At 61.4% G+C, this 19,925-nt stretch carries 20 protein-coding genes; 13 read left to right on the top strand and 7 right to left on the bottom strand.

Translation table 11 applies throughout. From position 1 onward, the window contains the following. Positions 1-10 precede the first annotated feature (10 nt). The 4 genes from PSH96_RS13500 to PSH96_RS13485 all read left to right on the top strand — a co-directional run bounded on the left by PSH96_RS13500 (position 11) and on the right by PSH96_RS13485 (position 3,419). Entirely contained in the window at positions 11-499 is a 489-nt protein-coding gene (locus PSH96_RS13500) for a DUF1289 domain-containing protein (RefSeq protein ID WP_305459669.1), read from the top strand. A 254-nt stretch (positions 500-753) separates the two neighbouring features. Continuing rightward, entirely contained in the window at positions 754-1,668 is a 915-nt protein-coding gene (locus PSH96_RS13495; RefSeq protein ID WP_305459668.1) for a class I SAM-dependent methyltransferase, read from the top strand. A 149-nt stretch (positions 1,669-1,817) separates the two neighbouring features. Next, complete coding sequence (pcsA, locus tag PSH96_RS13490; RefSeq protein ID WP_200434200.1) at positions 1,818-2,534, top strand: phosphatidylcholine synthase; 717 nt, start codon at positions 1,818-1,820, stop codon at positions 2,532-2,534. A gap of 105 nt (positions 2,535-2,639) precedes the next feature. After that, on the top strand, positions 2,640-3,419 hold the full coding sequence (locus PSH96_RS13485) for a TSUP family transporter (RefSeq protein WP_017139107.1): 780 nt from the start codon (positions 2,640-2,642) through the stop codon (positions 3,417-3,419). Here PSH96_RS13485 and nudC read toward each other — a convergent pair. Continuing rightward, positions 3,387-4,220: an NAD(+) diphosphatase gene (nudC, locus tag PSH96_RS13480; protein WP_017139108.1), complete on the bottom strand. Its 834-nt coding sequence runs from the start codon at positions 4,218-4,220 to the stop codon at positions 3,387-3,389. The two genes, PSH96_RS13485 and nudC, sit on opposite strands and share 33 nt — an antisense overlap. Positions 4,221-4,225: 5 nt before the next feature. Next, positions 4,226-5,038: a crotonase/enoyl-CoA hydratase family protein gene (locus tag PSH96_RS13475; RefSeq protein WP_017139109.1), complete on the bottom strand. Its 813-nt coding sequence runs from the start codon at positions 5,036-5,038 to the stop codon at positions 4,226-4,228. Between the two features lie 191 nt (positions 5,039-5,229). Here PSH96_RS13475 and PSH96_RS13470 point away from each other — a divergent pair, with 191 nt between their 5' ends. Beyond that, on the top strand, positions 5,230-6,519 hold the full coding sequence (locus PSH96_RS13470; protein WP_305459667.1) for a chloride channel protein: 1,290 nt from the start codon (positions 5,230-5,232) through the stop codon (positions 6,517-6,519). Between the two features lie 41 nt (positions 6,520-6,560). Next, positions 6,561-7,115 (top strand): UPF0149 family protein, encoded by a 555-nt coding sequence (locus PSH96_RS13465; RefSeq protein WP_305459666.1) that lies wholly within the window; start codon positions 6,561-6,563, stop codon positions 7,113-7,115. 6 nt (positions 7,116-7,121) lie between these two features. Here PSH96_RS13465 and PSH96_RS13460 read toward each other — a convergent pair whose 3' ends face one another. Next, positions 7,122-7,751, bottom strand: a complete 630-nt coding sequence (locus PSH96_RS13460) for a lytic polysaccharide monooxygenase auxiliary activity family 9 protein (RefSeq protein WP_305459665.1) — start codon at positions 7,749-7,751, stop codon at positions 7,122-7,124. 341 nt (positions 7,752-8,092) lie between these two features. Here PSH96_RS13460 and aroA point away from each other — a divergent pair, with 341 nt between their 5' ends. Together aroA and PSH96_RS13450 are read left to right on the top strand one after the other, a co-directional pair. Next, a complete protein-coding gene (gene aroA / locus PSH96_RS13455; RefSeq protein WP_305459664.1) occupies positions 8,093-9,349 on the top strand; it encodes a 3-phosphoshikimate 1-carboxyvinyltransferase in 1,257 nt (418 codons plus the stop codon). Positions 9,350-9,380: 31 nt separating this feature from the next. Next, on the top strand, positions 9,381-9,770 hold the full coding sequence (locus PSH96_RS13450) for a hypothetical protein (protein WP_099489324.1): 390 nt from the start codon (positions 9,381-9,383) through the stop codon (positions 9,768-9,770). Here PSH96_RS13450 and PSH96_RS13445 read toward each other — a convergent pair whose 3' ends face one another. Continuing rightward, positions 9,771-10,370, bottom strand: a complete 600-nt coding sequence (locus PSH96_RS13445) for an NAD(P)H-dependent oxidoreductase (RefSeq protein WP_305459663.1) — start codon at positions 10,368-10,370, stop codon at positions 9,771-9,773. Between the two features lie 83 nt (positions 10,371-10,453). Between PSH96_RS13445 and PSH96_RS13440 the strand changes: the two genes are divergently transcribed. Continuing rightward, positions 10,454-11,059 (top strand): TetR/AcrR family transcriptional regulator, encoded by a 606-nt coding sequence (locus PSH96_RS13440; protein WP_305459662.1) that lies wholly within the window; start codon positions 10,454-10,456, stop codon positions 11,057-11,059. Positions 11,060-11,248: 189 nt separating this feature from the next. Continuing rightward, positions 11,249-12,475 carry an MFS transporter gene (locus PSH96_RS13435; protein ID WP_305459661.1) on the top strand — a complete coding sequence of 409 codons (1,227 nt, stop codon included), beginning with the start codon at positions 11,249-11,251 and terminating at the stop codon, positions 12,473-12,475. A gap of 49 nt (positions 12,476-12,524) precedes the next feature. Here PSH96_RS13435 and PSH96_RS13430 read toward each other — a convergent pair whose 3' ends face one another. Then, on the bottom strand, positions 12,525-13,196 hold the full coding sequence (locus PSH96_RS13430; RefSeq protein WP_305459660.1) for a GNAT family N-acetyltransferase: 672 nt from the start codon (positions 13,194-13,196) through the stop codon (positions 12,525-12,527). A gap of 20 nt (positions 13,197-13,216) precedes the next feature. Further along, entirely contained in the window at positions 13,217-14,122 is a 906-nt protein-coding gene (locus tag PSH96_RS13425) for a LysR family transcriptional regulator (RefSeq protein ID WP_305459659.1), read from the bottom strand. 113 nt (positions 14,123-14,235) lie between these two features. On the opposite strand from PSH96_RS13425, the gene PSH96_RS13420 reads away from it, so the two are divergent. The 3 genes from PSH96_RS13420 to PSH96_RS13410 all read left to right on the top strand — a co-directional run bounded on the left by PSH96_RS13420 (position 14,236) and on the right by PSH96_RS13410 (position 18,732). After that, positions 14,236-15,450, top strand: a complete 1,215-nt coding sequence (locus PSH96_RS13420) for an MFS transporter (RefSeq protein ID WP_305459658.1) — start codon at positions 14,236-14,238, stop codon at positions 15,448-15,450. A gap of 81 nt (positions 15,451-15,531) precedes the next feature. Beyond that, positions 15,532-16,383, top strand: coding sequence for a CAP domain-containing protein (locus PSH96_RS13415; protein WP_305459657.1), 852 nt, complete (start codon positions 15,532-15,534; stop codon positions 16,381-16,383). 162 nt (positions 16,384-16,545) lie between these two features. After that, positions 16,546-18,732 (top strand): GAF domain-containing protein, encoded by a 2,187-nt coding sequence (locus tag PSH96_RS13410; RefSeq protein ID WP_305459656.1) that lies wholly within the window; start codon positions 16,546-16,548, stop codon positions 18,730-18,732. A 4-nt stretch (positions 18,733-18,736) separates the two neighbouring features. Here the strand turns inward: PSH96_RS13410 and PSH96_RS13405 are convergent, their stop codons facing one another. Then, positions 18,737-19,903, bottom strand: coding sequence for a diguanylate cyclase (locus PSH96_RS13405; RefSeq protein WP_305459655.1), 1,167 nt, complete (start codon positions 19,901-19,903; stop codon positions 18,737-18,739). Positions 19,904-19,925: the final 22 nt, after the last annotated feature.

Raw genomic sequence — 19,925 nt, 5'->3', positions numbered from 1 at the left:
TACAAACCTTATGCCCAACCAAACCATCAAAACGCCCTGCGTCGGCCTGTGTTCCACCGTTTACGGCGACCTGGTCTGCCGGGGCTGCAAGCGTTATCACCATGAAGTCATTCAATGGAATGGCTACAACGCCGAGGAAAAACAGGCGGTGTGGCTGCGCCTGGAACAGTTGCTGGTGCAGGTGATGGCCAGCAAGCTTGAGGTGTTTGACCCGCAGCTTTTGCGCCAGCAACTTGAAACCCGCAAAATTCGCTTTGTGCCGCACCAGTCGCCGTACTGCTGGGCGTACCAGCTGATTGCCCGGGGTGCGCGGGTGATTTCCAGGCTGGACGCGTATGGGCTGGCGCTGCTGCCGGAGTTTCGCGAGCGTCATCTGGCGGATTTGCGTGATGCGATTGACCGCGAGTTTTTCCTGCTGTCCGAGGCGCATTACGAGCGCTATATCGCGCCAGGCTTTTTGCGTGAGTCTTTTGGCGCTCCATTGATCGCAAGTATTTAAGCGGCAGCACAAAACCAATGTGCGGTGCGCGGCCTTCGCGGGCCAGCAGGTCGAGGATCTGGCGCGCGCGTTCTGGCCCGTCATTGGCCACCAGCGAGGCCAGGGCGTCGCGCCACTCATTCAGTGCTTGCGAGTCTTGGGCGGTGTGATGGCTGCACTCGCGAAACCGTTCATGGGGACCTCCGGGGTTTTTTTCCAGTTTATGTCGGTGACTGTGTTTAAAATGCCGCCCGCTCAACGACTGACGCTCAACGATGAACCCAGACGCACTCGCTACCCTGCACGCCCATTTGCTCGCCGCCCTGGCCAACCCGCCGAGTGAGACCCGGCGCCTGTTCCACGGCCGTGGCCGCTGCTGGCCGGGCCTGGAGCAACTGACAGTGGACTGGTTGCAGGGCGTGCTGCTGGTCTCGTTGTTCAAGGAACCCGAGCCTGCGCAGCTCGAAGCCCTTAAACAACTGCTGCAAACGCAGTTCAGTGCTCACACCGTTGCGCTGCAACACCGCTACCTGCCACAAAGCACCACCGAATGGCTGGCGGGCGAAGCGGTAGACGAGCTGACGATTACCGAAGGCGGCCTGCGTTACCTGATCGACCTGGGTAAAAAACAGAACAGCGGGCTGTTCCTCGACATGCGCTACGGCCGCAACTGGGTGCGCGAACAGGCCAAGGGCCAGCGTGTACTCAACCTGTTCGCCTACACCTGTGGTTTCTCGGTGGCGGCCATTGAAGGCGGTGCCGACCATGTGGTGAACCTGGACATGGCCCGTGGCGCCTTGAGTCGCGGGCGCGACAACCATCGCCTCAATGGTCATGACCTGAGCCGCGTCAGCTTCCTGGGCCACGACCTGTTCAAGTCATGGGCCAAGGTGACCAACAGCGGCCCTTACGATCTGGTGATCATCGACCCACCGTCCTTTCAGAAGGGAAGCTTCCTGCTGACCAAAGACTACCAACGCGTGCTGCGCCGCCTGCCGGATTTGCTCACGGCCCAAGGCACCGTATTGGCCTGCATGAACGACCCGGCCTTCGGTGAGGACTTCCTGATTGGCGGCGTAACCCGCGAAGCACCGGGCCTGCGCTTTGTACAGCGGCTGGAAAACCCGCCGGAATTTCCCGATGTCGACCCGCAGAGCGGTTTAAAGGCATTGGTGTTCCGTCAGGGTTGATGCCGAAACGTCTGACCCTTGCTACGCTAAGTGATACGCCGGGGCGGTGAACCTTATACCTCCCTTCCCGGTCGATACCTGCATTCCCCGGCCAGACTCGACGGCGTTACGTCGTCGGCTGCCCTGTTTCATCTTTTGGAGAGCCGCCCGTGATATCGACCCTGCATGTAGCCAGACTCAAAGCCTGGGGCGCCCACGGCTTTACCGCCACCGGCGTGGTGCTGGCGTTCCTGGCCACCCTGGCCTTGCTGGAAAACTCACCCAAGGCCTGCCTGCTGTGGCTGGGCCTGGCGCTGGTGGTCGATGGCGTCGATGGCTCGCTGGCGCGACGGGTAAATGTCAGCACGGTACTGCCCAGCTTTGATGGCTCGGTGCTGGACCTGGTGATTGACTACCTGACCTATGTGTTTATTCCGGCGCTGTTTATCTACCGCTATATCGACCTGCCGGACTTCACCCACTTGTTTACAGTGTCGGTGATCCTGGTGTCGTCGCTGTTCTGCTTCTGCAATGTGAACATGAAGAGCAAAGACAACTATTTTGTCGGCTTTCCTGCGGCCTGGAATGTGGTGGCCTTGTGCGTTTACATCATCCAGCCGGACGCCTGGGTGACCCTGGCCACGGTGATCGGCCTGGCGCTGCTGACCGTCACACCGATGAAGTTTCTGCACCCGTTCCGGGTCAAGCGCTTTATGCCGATCAACATCGCCGTGACCACCATCTGGTTGCTGTGCAGCTTTTTGATGGTGGTGGACTACCCCAATACCAACCCGTGGACGTTTGGGTTGTGGTCGGTGATGTCGGCGTATTTTCTCGGGATTTGTGTGTGGCGCACGGCGTTGGAGTGGCTGGGAACCCACAAATAGTCAGGCGGGCACGGTTTAAAGGTGGGAGCTGGGTGCATCCGGCAGGTAAGATGGCGATCTTTGACGCAGCCCTTTTCTGCGCCCTGCCAATAATAAGCCCTGCCCATGCCCTTCGAACTCAGCGTTGACCTGACTACCCTCGCCATTCTTGCCTGCGTGGCCTTTATTGCCGGCTTTATCGACGCCATCGCCGGCGGCGGCGGGCTGCTTACCACGCCGGCCCTGCTCACCGCCGGCATGCCACCGCACCTGGTGCTGGGCACCAACAAGCTCAGCTCGACCTTCGGCTCCGCCACCGCCAGTTTTACCTTCTACCGGCGCAAGCTGTTCCACCCGCGCCAATGGGTACACGCCATCGTCGGCACGCTGGTCGGCGCCTTGGCCGGTGCCGTGGTTGCCCACTACCTGCCCGCCGAAACCCTGAACAAAATGCTCCCGGTGATCGTGTTCGCCTGTGGTGTGTATCTGCTGTTCGGCGGCACGCCCAAGGCGCCGCTGGATGCCGATGCACCGATCAAGAAGAAATGGCAGTCCACCCAAGGCTTCGGCCTGGGTTTCTATGATGGCGTGGCCGGCCCCGGCACCGGCGCGTTCTGGACAGTCAGCACGATGCTGCTGCACCCCATCGACCTGGTCAAAGCCAGCGGCGTGGCGCGCAGCATGAACTTCGTCAGCAACGCGGCGGCGCTGTCGGTGTTTATCTTCAATGGCTCGGTGGACTGGATCGTCGGCCTGGCGATGGGCTTCTCGGTAATGTGTGGCGCGTTTTTTGGCGCACGCAGCGCAATCAGCGGCGGCGCCAAATTCATTCGCCCAGTGTTTATCACCGTGGTCCTCGGCCTGACGGTGCGCCTAGCCTGGCAGCACTGGTTCAGCGTGGCCTAAACGGCGCGCCAGGTAGAGGTCGATCAGGTAACGCGCAATCGAACGTGACGCCGGCAACGGCGGCAAGTCGTGGATGTTGAACCACTGCGCGTCTTCGATCTCGTCGGCCTGGGGCACGATGTCCCCCCCGGCGTACTCGGCATGGAAGCCCAGCATCATCGAGTGCGGGAACGGCCAGCACTGGCTACCCATGTACTGGATGTTCTTGACCTCCACCTGCACTTCTTCGCGCACTTCACGAATCAGGCAATCTTCGGCCGACTCACCCGGCTCGGCGAATCCCGCCAGCGTGCTGTACACGCCCGTAACAAAACGCGGCGAACGCGCCAGCAGGATCTCGTCGCCACGGGTCACCAGCACAATCATGCTCGGCGAAATCCGTGGGTAACTGCGCAGGTCGCAGGCCTGGCAATACATCGCCCGCTCGCGTGGTACCTGCACCATCGCCTGGCCGCAACTGCCACAGAACCGGTGCTCCCGCGCCCAGGTGCCGATCTGCGCGGCGTAGCCCAGCACTTTGTACAGGGTGTGGTCGCCCTGCAACATAAAGCCGCGCAAGCCCTGCCAACTGCAACCCGGCACCTCGGCCGCCGCGTTCAGCTCCAGCAAGTACACCGGCTCACCGTCAAGGTGACCAATGCCATGTTCAGCAAACACCGACAGGTCCTGGCGCTTGAGCCATTCACGCGGGAACAGCGGACCATTGGTGTCATGTAAAAAGCCCTCGCGGCTGCGGGCGACGGCCCAGCCGCCAGGGGCGTCGTTGTCCAGCAGCGTTGTGGTAATCCAGCCTGGTGTCATATCAGTCAATCCACGAATTCGGGTTTCTGCTTACTCATATGGGCCGCGATGGCCACGCGCAGGTCGTTGGATTGCAACATAGCCGAGTTCCAGGTGGCAACGTATTCCAGACCATCATTGACCGTATGGTCACGCATGTAGCTGATCATGGCCTTGGTGCCGGCCACGGCAATCGGTGATTTGCTCGCGATTTCATGGGCGATTTCCATGACCCCGGCCAACAGGCTGTCCTGATCGGGATACACGCGATTGACCAGGCCGATGCTGCGTGCTTCTTCGGCGCCGAACGGGCGACCGGTGTAGGCCAGTTCACGCAACATGCCGTCGCCGATAATGCGCGGCAGCCGTTGCAGCGTGCCGACGTCGGCAGCCATGCCGATATCGATTTCCTTGATCGAGAACTGCGCGCCTTCGGCGGCGTAGCGCATGTCACAGGCGCTGATCAGGTCAATGGCGCCGCCGATGCAGTAACCCTGGATCGCCGCCAGCACCGGCTTGCGGCAGGTGTCGACGGCATTGAACGAGGCTTGCAGTTCGAGGATCTTGCGCCGCAGCAGGCGTGCGTTGCGGCCCACGTCCTTGCCAAAACTATTGGCCACCGAGGCCATCATCATCAGGTCGATGCCGGACGAGAAATGCTTGCCGGCACCGCTGAGCACCACGGCGCGCACGGCGTCGGTGTCTTCGACCCACTGGAAGATGTCGATGATCTCGGTCCAGAACGCCGCGTTCATCGCGTTGATTTTTTCCGGGCGGTTGATCTGCACATGGGCAACATTGCCGGTGAGTTCGACGATGAAAGCTTGGTATTCGGACATGGCAGTGATCCCTGACTGGCGAGTAATAAGGCTCGAACTATAACAAGGGAACATGACGGCGCATCGGCCAAAAACGGGACTGGCAAAGTAATGAAATGTTGTGGCGGCCGGGTTTATCGCCTGCCGATACATTTCACCCAGGCGCCGCGCTTTATCGGCTATACACTCAGGGCCACTGCCTGGAGCCCGCTATGCCGTCCACCTTTCGTTCATCATTGATTCTGGCCCTGGTGGTCGTGCTGACCGGCATTGGCGCCGGGCTGGGCGGTATGCTGCTGGCGTTGCTGCTGCACGGCATCCAGCACCTGGCCTACGGTTACAGCCTCGACAGCCTGGTCAGCCACCAAACCTTTTTGTGGGGCGTCACCGCTGCCGCGCCGCAGCGCCGTCTGCTGGTGCTGGTGGTGTGCGGCCTGGTCGCCGGGTTGGGCTGGTGGATGATTTATCGCTATGGCCGACCGCTGGTGAGCATCAAGCAGGCCGTCTCTGAAAAGATGCCGATCATGCCACCCAAAACCACCCTCGCCCACGCCGTGCTGCAGATCATCACCGTGGCCCTCGGGTCGCCATTGGGCCGTGAAGTGGCGCCGCGCGAAGTCGGCGCGCTGGCCGCGACCTGGCTGTCACAACGGGCTCGCCTGGAACCCAACATGCACCGTTTGATCGTGGCCTGCGGCGCCGGCGCGGGGCTGGCGGCGGTGTACAACGTGCCCTTGGGCGGCGCGGTGTTTGTGCTGGAAGTGCTGGTGGGCGCCTTCAGTTGGCCGGCGGCGGTGATTGCGCTGGCGACCTCGGCGATTGGTGCGTCGGTGGCGTGGATCGGGCTGGGTGCGGAATCGCAATATGCAGTGCCGCATTTTGTGTTGAGCCCGGCGCTGATCACTTGGGCCGTGGTGTGCGGGCCAGTGTTTGGCGTGGCCGCTTATGGGTTCAGCCGTTTTACCGGCGCCGCCAGGGCCAACGCCGCGCGCGGTTGGCGCCTGCCAGTCATGTCGCTGATCAACTTCACCATTATCGGCGGGCTGGCGATGCTGCTGCCGCAGATCCTCGGTAATGGCAAAGGCCCGGCGCAACTGGGCTTCGACAATGAGCTGACGATTGGCCTGGCCGCCATCCTGCTGCTGGTCAAGGTGTTGATCACCGCCAGCAGCCTGCGCGCCGGCGCCGAAGGCGGCCTGCTGACGCCGGGCCTGGCCAACGGCGCGTTGCTCGCGATTCTGCTCGGCGGTGCCTGGAGCCTGGTGTGGCCCGGGGTGCCGCTGGGCGCGTTTGCGATCATCGGCGCGGCGGCGTTTTTGGCGTCCAGCATGAGCATGCCGCTGACCGCGATTGTGCTGGTGGCGGAATTTACGCGTATCGAGCATGACTTTCTGGTGCCGATCATTCTGGCAGTGGTGGGTTCGATGTGCGTGAGCAAGCTGTGTCAGCGCTGGGAAATAAGTGGAAAAAAGCCCGCCCAAGCGCCATCCTCTGCGCTTTAAGCCGCCCACTTCGCGGCGCTCGACGTTTAAAGGATATGCCCATGCTCGCCCAACCCCTCACCCCTGCCGATTTCGACTTCATCGACGAAACGCTGTTGAAATACGGCGACGATCATTCGGTGCTGAACCTGGCTGAACTCGACGGCTACTTCACCGCGCTGGTCTCCAGCCCGGCACAAGTGGACGTCGCGCAGTGGTTCCCGGCGATCTGGGGTGGGCAGAACCCGGCCTGGGAAAACGTGGAAGAAGCCCAGCGCTTCCTCGAGCTGTGCGTGCGTCATATGAATACGCTGGCGGCGCAATTGGCCACCGACGCGCAAAGCTTCAAGGCGCGCTTTGATGACACCGAACACCAAGGCCACCCCCTCACGCTTGCCGAGGAATGGTGCTTTGGCTATATCCGTGGTGCGGCAATTGGCAACTGGCCAGAACTGCCTGCCGAACAGGCGGCGCTGCTGGAGAAGATTTCCTGGTGCGCCGAGCAGGACAACTTTGAACTGCCGGCAGACCTGGATGTAAACGCCCACCAACAGCGGGCTCGAGCGATCGAACCCGCTGCGCGGGCGCTGCATGACTACTGGTTGGCCCAGCGTTAACAGCGCTTATTTGAAGTCCAGGTCAAACGCCTGATAGAACGCGTTGCCGGTGTTGGCCACGATCCACATCAACACCACCACATGCCGGCCTTTCTTGCCCTTGGGCAGCGTGACCTGGTGTTCGACCTTGGCTTTCATTTCATCGGCGTGCTGGTAGTACGGCACCTGGGTGTAAAAGTCTTCGAAAAACGGCTGGGCCTCAAGCTGCGCACGGCTGATGCGTTGTTTGGGGTCCCAGCCATCCTTGGTGATCAGCCAACGATAACCACGGGTGACGTGGGCGGCGGTGTAGTCCCATTGCACCTTGAACACTTGGCCAGCCTCGACATTCAGCAATGGCCAGGTAAACGGCGTGTTGAGCTTTTTGCTCATCTCCTCGTCGGTGAAGTTCAGGCAATCGCGGTCGTCGGTCTTGCCGCCGCTCAGGATATGCCCGTCGGCCGGCGGCGTGACGCTTTGATCATCGGTTTGATAGGGTGCCGGGAACGGCCCGGCGGTGAGCGCCGGAAAGTTTTTGCCGCCTTCCATCTCGTTGACTTGCCAGTTGCCGAGCAGCCCGCGCTCTACCGCCACCGAACCACGGCTGGGCGGGGTCACGACGCGACCGTGACGAAGTTGGGTCTGGGGTTTGTTCATTTCATTCACTCCTTGATTGAATGTGCCCCGTCATGGGGCACGCTTCGAACTTACCTTGGCGGGCGTTTTTGTCCAGCCGCTGCTTCTCTCGGAAAATTCGCGCGCTGCCCGCGTATCGCTGAGTAAAGGGCGTTGTCCTGCATCGGATTTGCTGCTTGTCCTACGCCCACAGAAGTAGTTCGACTACAGGAGCAGTCCGTTCCCAGGACAAGTCGGCGACCGCCTCGAAATACGCGCCCTGCCACGATCCCTGCTCGACAAGGGTGGCGTGTTTGGCTGATTATTCGGGTCCGCCCGTCGGCCACTCCACACCGCCTTGCCTTGATCAGGAGCCTTGTACCTTGAGTTCGCAGAAAACCGTGACCGTTACACCGCCCAATTTCGCCCTGAACGGCAAGGTCGCGCCCCCCGGCTCCAAATCCATTACCAACCGCGCCCTGTTGCTGGCCGCCCTGGCCAAGGGCACCAGCCGTCTGAGCGGCGCGCTGAAAAGCGATGACACCCGCCACATGTCGGTGGCCTTGCGCCAGATGGGCGTGAGCATCGATGAGCCGGACGACACCACCTTCGTGGTCACAGGCTCCGGCAAGCTGCAATTGCCCTCGCAGCCGCTGTTCCTCGGCAATGCCGGCACCGCGATGCGTTTTCTCACCGCCGCCGTGGCGACCGTCGAAGGCACCGTGGTGCTCGACGGCGACGACTACATGCAAAAACGCCCGATCGGCCCGCTGCTGGCCACCCTCGGCCAGAACGGCATCCGCGTCGACAGCCCGACCGGCTGCCCACCGGTGACCGTGCACGGCGTGGGCAAGGTGCAGGCCAAGCGTTTCGAGATTGATGGCGGCTTGTCCAGCCAGTACGTGTCGGCGCTGCTGATGCTCGCGGCCTGTGGCCAGGCGCCGATTGAAATAGCGTTGACCGGCAAGGACATCGGCGCCCGTGGTTATGTTGACCTGACCCTGGACTGCATGCGTGCGTTCGGTGCGCAGGTCGAGGTGGTCGACGACACCACCTGGCGTGTAGCCCCCACCGGTTACGGCGCCCATGACTACCTGATCGAACCCGACGCCTCCGCCGCCACTTACCTGTGGGCTGCCGAAGTGTTGACCGGCGGGCGCATCGACATCGGCGTGGCCGCGCAGGACTTCACCCAGCCGGACGCCAAGGCCCAGGCCGTGATCGCGCAGTTCCCGAATATGCAAGGCACCGTGGTCGGCTCGCAGATGCAGGACGCGATCCCGACCCTGGCGGTGCTGGCCGCGTTCAACAACACCCCGGTGCGTTTCACGGAACTGGCCAACCTGCGCGTCAAGGAATGTGACCGTGTACAGGCACTGCACGACGGCCTCAACGAGATTCGCCCAGGTTTGGCAACCATCGAGGGCGACGACCTGCTGGTGGCCAGCGACCCGGCACTCGCCGGCACTTCATGCAATGCGCTGATCGACACCCACGCCGACCACCGCATCGCCATGTGCTTTGCCCTGGCCGGGCTGAAGGTGGCGGGAATCCGCATCCAGGACCCGGACTGCGTGGCCAAGACCTACCCTGATTACTGGAAGGCCTTGGGCAGTCTTGGGGTTGCGCTGAGCTACTGAGCCAGCACGTCGGCATGGGGAGGGACTGCGCATGACCATCCGCCAACCCTGCCCACCCGGCGTGTGTGCCTGTGACCGTGAACAGCTGTTGCAAGCGCCCGGCGCCGACCTGCGTATCCTCAGCCTGACGCGTCAGGAAGAGAAGAAGCTGGTCGAGCGCCTGGAAAACCTCCAGAGCCTGCAAGACCTGGAACACATGCAACAGCGGATGTTCGAGCAATTGGGCATCCGCGTGCAGGTGGCGCCAGGGCACACCGAGGTCAAGAGCATGCGCGGCATTCAGATCAACATCGACGAGCAGCCCGGCCTGTGCCGCAAAACCCGCCAGGCGATTCCGGCGGCGATTCGCCGTGGCCTGGAGAAGCGCCCGGAAATCGCCTACCGCCTGCTGGATGCCCACGATCTGTTTCGCGAAGGCTGACTACCCGGCCACCGTTTCGGCTTCAAACAAGCGCTGCCCGATGGCTTTTGCGGTGTGCAAATGCGCCTGCGCAGCGCCGCTTTCCGTTTCCAGCAGCAGCTTTGACGTCACCACCTGCGCCCCGCAGTAATCAAAAATCCCGTAGTCGATCTGCGTGCGCATGGCCTTGGCATAACCGTGCCGATCGAACGCGCTTTCATCTGCCGCACCCAGCGCCAGCAGGTGCACCTGCAAGTGCCGCAGTTTTTTCACCACCGGCGTATCGGGGCCGTAATCGATCGCCCAGCCGTTGACGAACACGCGGTCGATCCAACCTTTGAGCAGGCCCGGCAGCGACCACCAATAAATGGGGAATGCCAGCACCAACGCATCGGCGCGGTCGATGCGCGCCTGTTCGGCCAGCACATCGGCGGGCGCCTTAGCGCGAGTGCGGTGTACCAAGTGGTCGGCGGCGGTATAACGCGGGTCGAAGCCTTCGGCGGCGAGGTCGGCAACCTCATAAGTGTGGCCGGCCGCCGTGAGCCCGGCCGCCACCTGTGCGGCCACGCTATGGGTGAGGGATTGCCGGTCGTGATGGGCTACAACGATCAGTGCGTGCATGACATTCACTCCATTTCGGGCTAGGCTGGGCGCTAGCTACTTTTAGTAGGTTACGCACCTTAAGTTACTTTTGGTATATAATCATGTCAAGCGCTGAATCCCCTGCCCCACGCCGCCGCCTGTCCCGCGAGGATCGCCTGCGCCAATTGCTCGACATGGCCTGGCAACTGGTGCGCGAAGAAGGCACCGAAGCCCTGACCCTGGGCCGCCTGGCCGAGCTGGCGGGCGTCACCAAACCGGTGGTCTACGACCATTTCGTCACCCGTGCCGGCTTGCTGGCCGCACTGTATGAAGACTTCGATAGCCGCCAGAACCAGGTGTTTGCCGATGCGCTGGACTCCAGCGCCGCCACCCTGCACGAGCAAGCCTGGGTCATCGCGTCGTGTTACGTCGATTGCGTGTTGTTGCAAGGGCGGGAAATTCCGGGGGTGATTGCCGCCTTGAGCAGCTCGCCGGAACTGGAAACGCTGAAGCGCAAATACGAGGCGATCTTTCTGCAAAAGTGCCGCGATGCACTGGCGCCGTTCGCGCCCAACGGCACTGTTTCCCAAGCGGGCTTGCGCGCCATGTTGGGCGCCGCCGAGGCCTTGTCCCAGGCGGCCGCCAGTGGTGAGATCAGCCGTGAAGAGGCACAGCAGGAGCTGTTGGCGACGATTCTGGCGATGGTCAATCGCGGCACGGTGAAATGATTCTTCACGTGGGAGCAGGCTTGTCGAATCGTCGCACCGCTGCGATGGGATCAACTTGATGTACCTGCGATACCGAGGTGCCTGCATCGCAGGCAAGCCAGCTCCCACAGAACAGCAGAGCTTCGGTGTATGCAGATCCGCTTTTCGCTTTTGATCTAACCACTCTTTTTCTTAACTCAGATCGACATCATGAAAACGTCAAGTAAGCTTATTTGTGTGCAAGCGCTTTCCAGCCTCTCACTATGGCTTGATATTTTTTTGATCTTCACGGTCCCCGTGTATTTGTGGCATGCCTCGCCTTCGTCGATAGCGCTCCTGGCTTTTTGCCTAGGTGCCCCCATGTTGTTTCTAGGCCCTATTGTCGGAACGCTAATAGATCGACATGACGCACGGAAAACGCTGGCAGTCGGTGCTTTACTCCGCACACTGTCTACCTTAGCCCTTGCCATGTCTCCAGACCTTGAGATTTTTTTGCTTTTTGTGATTTTGAAAGGCGTGTCAAACTTATTCTACTTCCCCTCAATAACCATTATGGTTCGGCAACTGATACTGGCTGACGAGCGCAAATCTTTTTTCAGCTGCGTCAGCGTATTTGACCAGTCAACCAAAATTCTTGCGCCGTTATTAGCAGGCCTATTGACGATAATATTACCACCCAAAGACCTGTTCTTTTTGTCGGCTGCTGCAGTCCTTTTAACCTTCCCACTTCTGAGGTCTATCTGCCTAGTATTCAAAACGAAAATTAATGACGCCTCGACGAAAACGCTGCCACTCTATCGCGACATAATAAGAGGACTTGCTATATTTAAAGCCTTGCCCTTTCAACTACGGATCGGCTTCATGTACTCCCTACTCACTTCACTTGCTTTAGGAATCTACGACCCGCACTTGGCATCCTTCTTAGCCTTCGAAGGTTTACCTTCAGTTAATTTCTCAGTGATCGTCTCCGCTACAGCGGCTGGCGCGATAGGCGCCGCACTGCTGGTAAAGTTCAAGTTTAGCCATATTGATGAGCTACTACTTCGAACATATGCACTGGTTGTTTTTTCCACCGCATTGATCCTGACCGCGATCATAATTTTTTTCCAAATACCTGGGAGAGCCTATATTTATCCGCTGGTTTGGTTTTTGAATGGCTTCGGTTATGAGGCTCTAATAATTTCTTCCAATATAATCCTTCAACAATTATGCCCTCCTGACACTATCGGAAGGGTCTCCATGTCTTTCAGAAGCGTCCAAATTTTATGCGTTATAATCGGACCTTCTTTAGGAACACTAATAATAGTCGCAGGTGGTCGCCCAGCCCCCTTTATTGTGTCAGCCTGCATAGCATTTTTAACTGCTTCAGTGTCAATTGCGGTCTATTTATATGTGTGCAGAAAACAAGCACATACTCCCATCAGTGAGTACGATTAAGCCGATTTGTCGCGCGCAATAGAAAACCTCCCAAGCGAGGTTTTTGCATTTAGTCCCGATACTCACTTACAAACAACTGCACCTTGCGCGTCAGCTGATCAAGATGCCGATCACGCTGCTTCTCGGCATCAACCATCGCGCGCTTGCCGTGTTTTTGCAGCAAGTACGTATGAATCTGCCGCACCTCCAGCGAACTGTAGATCGCAGCCACGTCCAGCACGCCCATCAAACCATCGGTGCCGTAATCGCGAGTGTTCATCAACACCTGGGTGCCCCGCGCACCACGCACCTGAAAGCCCATCGCTTTAAATGCCGGCACTTTTTCCACTGAGCAGGCCAGCTCTGCGTGGGGGTAATGCGCCAGCACCTCGCCAAGCATCGCGCGGGCCACGCCCTGGCGCCGATGCGCGGCTTGCACGGCCATAAAGGCAATGCCACAGGCGTGCGGATCGTCCTTGACGGGCAGGTACAGGCAAAAGCCGATCACCTGTTCTTCCTGCATCGCCACCACCAGTTCAACCGCGATGCCCTTGGCGCCATTCAGCGCTTCAAGGTACAGGTGCACCTCAAAGCCGACGGCATATTGATAGATGTTGTAGAGCAGGTTGCTCGGCGGCAATGCCACGCTGCTGATGTCGGTGAGGTTGTCTACCACCATCTGCAGGATCTGGCTGTTGATCGGCTCGGGGCTGGCGGTGGTGAAGCGGGTAAGGCTGAACATGCAAATTCCTGGGTTTAGCGTCAAGGCAGCGGTGATTGTACCTGCTGCCCGCACACCTCGCGCAAACAGCCGCGCAACCAGCGGTGGGCCACGTCGGCATCCAGGCGCGGGTGCCAGAGCATGGCCACGGTGAACGGCGGCACGACTACCGGCAGCGCAAAGCTGTGCAGCCCGTCGCGCTGATGGGCGGTGTAGCGTTCAGGCACGCTGGCGATCATTTCGGTATCGCGGGCCAGGGCGATGGCGGTGGCAAAGCCGGCGACGATGGTGCTGATGTCCCGCGTCAGGCCCAGCGCGTGCAGCGCGTCATCGACTTGGCCACGGTCGAGACCACGGCGCGACACGTAGACATGCTGGCCCTGGGCAAAACGCTCAGCGCTGACACTACCCTGGCTCAGCGCATGGCCGCTGCGGACCACACCGATCAGTCGGTCACGGAACAGCGCCTGGGTCAGCAGTTCGGGGCTGGCGCTGGCGTCGACCACGCCAATGGACAGGTCAATTCTGCCCTCGCGCAGCAGCGCCGAGTCTTTGTCACTTTTGTCGACGAAACGCAGGCGCACGCCAGGCGCTTCCTGGGCGATACGCGCGAGCAATGCCGGGCCGAGGTTTTCCACAAACTCCTCACTGGAGCGCAGCGTGAAGGTGCGTACCACCTGGCCCATGTCCAACGCTTGCGCCGGGCGCAACACCGCCTGGGCCTCCTGCACCAAACGGCTGACCTGCTCACGCAGTTCGACCGCCCGCGGTGTCGGCACCAGGCCGCGCCCGGCGCGCACCAGCAAGGGGTCGCCGGTGGTTTCGCGCAGGCGGGCCAGCGCTCGGCTCATGGCCGAAGGGCTCAGGCGCAGGCGCCTGGCGGCAGCGGCGACACTGCCTTCGCTGAGCAACGTATCCAGGGTAACAAGCAAATTCAGGTCGGGCATACGCGCTCCTTATCAGGCGTTTGATGCAGGTGTTAGCTGCAACCCATGCGTCTTCCGCCATAGTAGGCCCAGCCGTAGAGTTGTGTCAGTTGCCTTCACTCAAGGAATCGTCCATGCACAACTCTTCACGTGGCGCGCTCGTCAGTCTGTCGCTCTCCATGTTGCTGGCCTCTTTGGGCACCAGCATTGCCAATGTCGGCCTGCCCAGCCTGGCCCAGGCATTTGATGTGTCGTTTCATGCCGTGCAATGGGTAGTGCTCGCCTACCTGTTGGCGATTACGGCGGTAATTGTCGGCGCCGGCCGCCTGGGCGATCGCTTCGGGCGCAAGCGCGTCTTGCTCGCCGGCTTGCTGCTGTTTGCCGTGGCGTGCGCACTGTGCGCGGCAGCCCCATCGCTTAAATGGCTGATTGCCGCGCGCGCCCTGCAAGGGTTGGGCGCAGCCAGCATGATGGCGATGACCCTCGGGCTGGTGGGTGACACGGTGACCAAAGCACGTACCGGCCAAGTGATGGGTTTGCTCGGCACGATGTCGGCAGTCGGCACCGCCATGGGCCCCAGTGTCGGCGGGGTGCTGCTGAGCCTGTGGGGCTGGCGCGCGTTGTTTGCGTTCGGTGTGCCGCTGGGACTGTTGGCCGCCGCCCTCGCCTTTTATTGCTTACCGGCAGATCGACAGGCCAGCGCCCGCGCATCGGCAGGTGCTTTCTGGCAGCCGTTGCAAGACCCGACGCTGCGCGCCGGGTTGGCGATGAGCGCACTGGTGGCGGCAGTGATCATGGCCACGTTCGTGGTCGGGCCGTTCTACCTGTCCCGTGGACTGGGGCTGGATCCGGCCTCGATGGGCCTGGCCATGGCCGTCGGCCCCTGTGTTGCGGCGCTGACCGGCGTACCGGCGGGCCGCCTCACCGACCGTCTGGGCAGCCAGCGCATGACCCTCGCGGGCTTGGGGGTGATGGCTCTGGGCGCGCTGTCGCTTTCGTTGACGGTGGGACTGCCCGCTTACCTCGGCGCCCTGATCCTGCTGACGACAGGCTACAGCCTGTTTCAAGCTGCCAATAACACGGCGGTGATGGGCGACGTCGCCCCCACACGCCGAGGCACCGTGTCCGGGCTGCTGAACCTGTCGCGCAACCTGGGTCTGATTTTCGGTGCTTCGGTCCTGGGCGCGGTGTTTGCCTGGGCCAGTCCCGATGTGGCCCACGCAGCGCCGCCCAGTGTTGCCTCTGGCTTGCACGTGACCTTCGCCGCCGCATTGGCCCTGATCGTCACCGCCAGCACTTTTGCCTGGGGCCGCAACCGCGCCACGATCTGCCCGCAGAACACCCGTTGAGGCAAAAAAACAAAAAAGGCGTTGCCCCAAACCGGGTTACTTCGCGCATCATGGGCACTTTCAAGCTCAAGGGTAACGTCCATGCGCGTGCTGTCATTGATGATGGGTCTGACGACGCTGGCCGCCAGTTTGGTGTTCTGCGCCAGCGCGATGGCGAATGAAGAAAGTCAGTTGGTGCAACAGATCAACGAATACCGCAGCCAGGTGCAACGCTGCGGCGACCAGGGTTCCCAGGAACTGCCACCGCTGACCAGCGATACGCGGCTGGTGTTGCCGGCCACCAATGTCGGCGACTTGCAGCAGGCGCTGGCACGGGCCGCCTACCCGATGGTGAACGTGCAGGCCATCAGCCTCTCCGGCCCCAAAAACGCCGAGGCGGCGATGAAGGCCGTGCGCGAAAGCTTCTGTCGCGTGGTGCTGGACCCACAATTTGTCGATATCGGCGTGAGCAACAGCGGCCAGGACTGGCGCATTGTGCTGGCACGCCCGCTGCTCTCCAGCGGACTTGGTGACTGGCAGACCGAGGGCAAAAAACTTCTCGAGCTGGTCAACGCTGCGCGTCAGCAACCGCGCCAATGCGGCACCCAGACGTTCACCGCGACCACGCCGCTGTCGTGGAATGATGACCTGGCCAACGCCGCCAATGGGCATTCCCGCAACATGGCCAATGGCAACTTCTTCGACCACCTGGACCATGACGGCCGTACACCGGGCGACCGCGCGGAACTGGCGGGGTATATCGCAAAAAACATCGGTGAAAATATCGCCGCCGGCCTCGACACCCCGCGCAAGGTGGTGGACGGCTGGCTCGCCAGCCCCGGGCATTGCGCCAACCTGATGAACCCGCAATTTCGTGAATTGGGCGCGGCCTACGCCATGGACCCAAAAAGTGATGCCGGCATTTATTGGACGGGGGTTCTCGGCGCGCAATAAAAGGCTTGAGACCCGTCTGCCGCTCTATTCATTTGGATAGAGCGTCACATTGCCATCACCTGGATAATCGTGCTGAACTGGCGGCATTCATTCCGGTCTGTAGCTTGTTAGCCTGACCGCTTCAGGCCCTCGACAGACCGTGGTAAACAAGGTGTTCTCGCAATGATGAATTGGCTGCAAAGCAGCAGCGACATGGCTGAGCGGGTTCGCCAGCATGACTGGGCCAACACGCCACTGGGCCCGCTGGAGCAGTGGCCCGACGTGCTCAAGACCACCGTAGCGCTGTGCTTCGCATCGAGCTTCCCCCAGGCGATTGTCTGGGGCCCGCAGTTGATCACGCTCTATAACGACGCATTCATTCCGATACTGGGCGCCAAGCCCGATCCGTTGGGGCGCCCGTTCAGCGAGGTGTGGCATGAGGTGTGGGCGGATATCAGCCCCATCGCCGATGCCGCCTTCCAGGGCCATGCCACCTACATCGAAAATTTCCCCCTGGTGATTGAACGCGGCCCCACGCGGGACCAGGCGTATTTCACCTTTTGCTACAGCCCGATTCGCGACCCCGAGGGCAAGGTGGTGGGCATTCTCGACACCGTGTCGGAAACCACCACCACGGTATTCCTCACGCGGCGCCTGGCGGTGCTGGATGCCATCAGTCACACCGTGGCCAACGCGGCCGATGCCGAAACCATTCTGACCGCCACCACCCAGTTGGTGGCCCAACATCTGCAGGTGAGCAACTGCGCCTACGCCGATATGGACGCCGATGAAGACGGCTTCACCATCCGCGACAATTGGGTAGCACCCGGTTCGCCCAGTATCATCGGCCGCTACAGCCTGGCGGCCTTTGGCGAGATGGCGGTCAAGTGCCTACGGGCCGGTGAGCCACTGGTGATCCATGACAACCTGCGCGAGCTGCCGCCAGAGGAATCGGCGTCCTTTCAGGCACTGGGGGTCAGCGCCACCATCTGCATGCCCTTGATCAAGAATGGCCGGCTGACGGCCTTGATGGCGGTACACGATAAACGCCCACGGTTGTGGTCGAGCTACGACCTGGCGTTGCTGCGCGAAGTCACCGAGCGCTCCTGGGCGCATATCGAGCGCGTGCGCGCCGATGCCCATGTGCGTGAAGGCCTGGCAGCCTTCGCCGAACTCAACACCACCCTGGAGCAGCGCGTCGAGGAACGCACCCTGGCACTGGCCCAGGCCGAAGCCGCGCTGCGCCAGTCGCAGAAGCTCGAAGCCATCGGCCAGTTGACCGGCGGCGTGGCCCACGACTTCAACAACTTGCTGACCATCATCCGCTCCTCGGTGGATTTTCTGCGCCAGCCGGGGTTATCCGAAGAACGCCGCCAACGCTACATGAGCGCGGTGTCCGACACCGTCGAGCGGGCCAGCAAGCTCACCAGCCAACTGCTTGCCTTTGCCCGCCGCCAGCCGCTTAACCCGGAAGTCTTTGATGTGAGCCTGCGGGTCAAGAACATCGGCGAGATGCTCGAAAGCCTTACCGGTGCGCGTATCCGCGTGCAGCTGGAACTGCCACAGCGGCCATGCCATGTGCGCGTCGACTCCAGCCAATTTGAAACCGCCCTGATCAACATCGCGCTCAATGCCCGCGATGCCATGAAGGGCCAAGGCACCCTGACCCTGCGCGTGGCCCACATCGCCAAGCTGCCGCGTATCCGTGGCGATGCCGAATCAAATCAGCCCTTTGTGAGCATTGCCCTGGCCGACACCGGCAGCGGCATTGCCGTTGACACCGTCGAGCGCATTTTCGAACCCTTCTTTACCACCAAGGCGGTGGGCAAAGGCACCGGGCTTGGCTTGTCCCAGGTGTTCGGGTTTGCCAAACAATCCGGTGGCAACGTCGACGTCACCAGCAACCTCGGCCAGGGCAGCGTGTTTACCCTGTATCTACCCGAGGCCGAGCCTGTGGCGGTGCAGGCCTGCCCGGTTCAGGAAGACCAAGGCCCGGTGCCCGACACTACGGCGCGTCACATCCTGATAGTCGAAGACAACCTTGAGGTTGGCCGCTTCGCCAACCAGATCCTGCAGGACCTGGGCTACCGAACCACCTGGGCCACCGATGCCGAACAGGCACTCGCGCTGGCCGGCCCGGACGGCATGGCGTTTGACGGGATTTTCTCGGATGTGGTGATGCCCGGCATGACCGGCGTGGCCATGAGCAAACTGCTGCGCGAGCGCCGCCCCGACTTGCCGGTGGTGCTCACGTCAGGCTACAGCGAAGAACTGGCCGACAGCGGCTATGAAGGCTTCGAATTCCTCCCCAAGCCCTATTCCGCCGACCAGGTGGCGCGGGCATTGGCCAGGTCGATGCTCAAGGAATGACGCGCTACTGCGCGACGGCCACCTGATTACGGCCCATGGCCTTGGCGCGGTACAGCGCCTTGTCGGCGTTGTTCATCAGGCTGTGCAAGTCTTGATCAAGGCTGCGGGTCGTGGCCACACCGAGGCTGGCGGTCAAGCCTTTTACCGGCTCGGAGCTCAGGCCCGAAATCGCTTGGACCAGTTGCTCGGCGATGCCCTGTGCAGTTTCCAGCGAGGTGTTGGGCAGCAACACCGCGAATTCTTCACCGCCGAGTCGACCATAAACGTCGGCCTGGCGAAACGACGCGCTGATCACCCCGCCAATCTGGCGCAACACCTGGTCACCGGCCTGGTGGCCGTAAGTGTCATTGATGTCCTTGAAGTGGTCCATGTCCATCATCAGCGCGCTCAGCGGCTGCTGGTTGTGGCGACATTGCGCGTACAGCAGGTGGGCCTGTTCGAAAAACGCACGACGGTTCATCAGCCCGGTAAGTTCGTCGGTCTGGGCGGCACGCGTGGAGATATGGTGGGCACGTTCCATCTGCCGGGTCAGGCGAAAGGCTTTTTCCAGCGCATCCGAGAGCTTGCGCGTGGCGCTGGCCACAAAGGTCGAGAACACCAGCACCGCAATCGCCACGCCTACTTGCATCGGCGCCGGCTGGAACAACAACCACAGGGTGCACGGCAACAGCACCAGCGCCATGGAACCCAGAGTCATATAGCGATAGGCCGAATAACACGACACCGCGCTGACCGACATGCCCACGGTAAACAGCATGACCAGCACCTGGGAGACGCGATCATCCGGCGGCATCACCGCCAGGGCGCCGAGGCCCCAGGTGCCGGCTGACAGCATCAGCGTGACCCAATAGCGCCGCTCCCAGCGCGCGGGCGTGCGCTCGCTGTCGGGGCAGCGAAACCAGTCGGTGAACAGCTTGACCCGCACCAGCGAGGTCACCGCCAGCCCCCCCAGCCAGGCCAGCATGACCTCGTGGTCAAACCGGCTCCAGCACAGCCAGCAGAGCATGACGGCGCCCAGGTAGCTGCCTAAAATGGCCGAGAACGATTGGCGAAACAGCTGGTGCAACCGGTCGGTTCGCACCTGCTGTTCGATAAGTTCATCCGGGTCTTGCCCACGCCCAAGGCCGTTCATGAAATACGCCCGCTTCGACTGCCACGACAAAGGCGCCATTGTGGCACCCTGCCAGTAGCGC

Origin of the sequence: Pseudomonas sp. FP2338 (genome assembly GCF_030687515.1) — a bacterium.
In the GTDB taxonomy this organism is placed as follows: Bacteria; Pseudomonadota; Gammaproteobacteria; order Pseudomonadales; family Pseudomonadaceae; genus Aquipseudomonas; species Aquipseudomonas salomonii.
The sequence above is the reverse complement of the archived record's forward strand: the minus strand, read 5'-3'. Positions and strand labels throughout refer to the sequence as shown.

Excerpts from the sequence above, each read along its gene's own strand:
- PSH96_RS13425 (WP_305459659.1), bottom strand. The coding sequence starts at position 14,122 with ATGCCCGACCTGAATTTGCTTGTTACCCTGGATACGTTGCTCAGCGAA.
- PSH96_RS13485 (WP_017139107.1), top strand. The coding sequence starts at position 2,640 with ATGCCCTTCGAACTCAGCGTTGACCTGACTACCCTCGCCATTCTTGCC.
- PSH96_RS13415 (WP_305459657.1), top strand. The coding sequence starts at position 15,532 with ATGCGCGTGCTGTCATTGATGATGGGTCTGACGACGCTGGCCGCCAGT.
- PSH96_RS13495 (WP_305459668.1), top strand. The coding sequence starts at position 754 with ATGAACCCAGACGCACTCGCTACCCTGCACGCCCATTTGCTCGCCGCC.
- PSH96_RS13430 (WP_305459660.1), bottom strand. The coding sequence starts at position 13,196 with ATGTTCAGCCTTACCCGCTTCACCACCGCCAGCCCCGAGCCGATCAAC.
- PSH96_RS13420 (WP_305459658.1), top strand. The coding sequence starts at position 14,236 with ATGCACAACTCTTCACGTGGCGCGCTCGTCAGTCTGTCGCTCTCCATG.
- PSH96_RS13405 (WP_305459655.1), bottom strand. The coding sequence starts at position 19,903 with ATGGCGCCTTTGTCGTGGCAGTCGAAGCGGGCGTATTTCATGAACGGC.
- PSH96_RS13435 (WP_305459661.1), top strand. The coding sequence starts at position 11,249 with ATGAAAACGTCAAGTAAGCTTATTTGTGTGCAAGCGCTTTCCAGCCTC.
- PSH96_RS13450 (WP_099489324.1), top strand. The coding sequence starts at position 9,381 with ATGACCATCCGCCAACCCTGCCCACCCGGCGTGTGTGCCTGTGACCGT.
- PSH96_RS13445 (WP_305459663.1), bottom strand. The coding sequence starts at position 10,370 with ATGCACGCACTGATCGTTGTAGCCCATCACGACCGGCAATCCCTCACC.
- PSH96_RS13440 (WP_305459662.1), top strand. The coding sequence starts at position 10,454 with ATGTCAAGCGCTGAATCCCCTGCCCCACGCCGCCGCCTGTCCCGCGAG.
- PSH96_RS13410 (WP_305459656.1), top strand. The coding sequence starts at position 16,546 with ATGATGAATTGGCTGCAAAGCAGCAGCGACATGGCTGAGCGGGTTCGC.
- PSH96_RS13500 (WP_305459669.1), top strand. The coding sequence starts at position 11 with ATGCCCAACCAAACCATCAAAACGCCCTGCGTCGGCCTGTGTTCCACC.
- PSH96_RS13470 (WP_305459667.1), top strand. The coding sequence starts at position 5,230 with ATGCCGTCCACCTTTCGTTCATCATTGATTCTGGCCCTGGTGGTCGTG.
- PSH96_RS13460 (WP_305459665.1), bottom strand. The coding sequence starts at position 7,751 with ATGAACAAACCCCAGACCCAACTTCGTCACGGTCGCGTCGTGACCCCG.
- PSH96_RS13475 (WP_017139109.1), bottom strand. The coding sequence starts at position 5,038 with ATGTCCGAATACCAAGCTTTCATCGTCGAACTCACCGGCAATGTTGCC.
- PSH96_RS13465 (WP_305459666.1), top strand. The coding sequence starts at position 6,561 with ATGCTCGCCCAACCCCTCACCCCTGCCGATTTCGACTTCATCGACGAA.
- nudC (WP_017139108.1), bottom strand. The coding sequence starts at position 4,220 with ATGACACCAGGCTGGATTACCACAACGCTGCTGGACAACGACGCCCCT.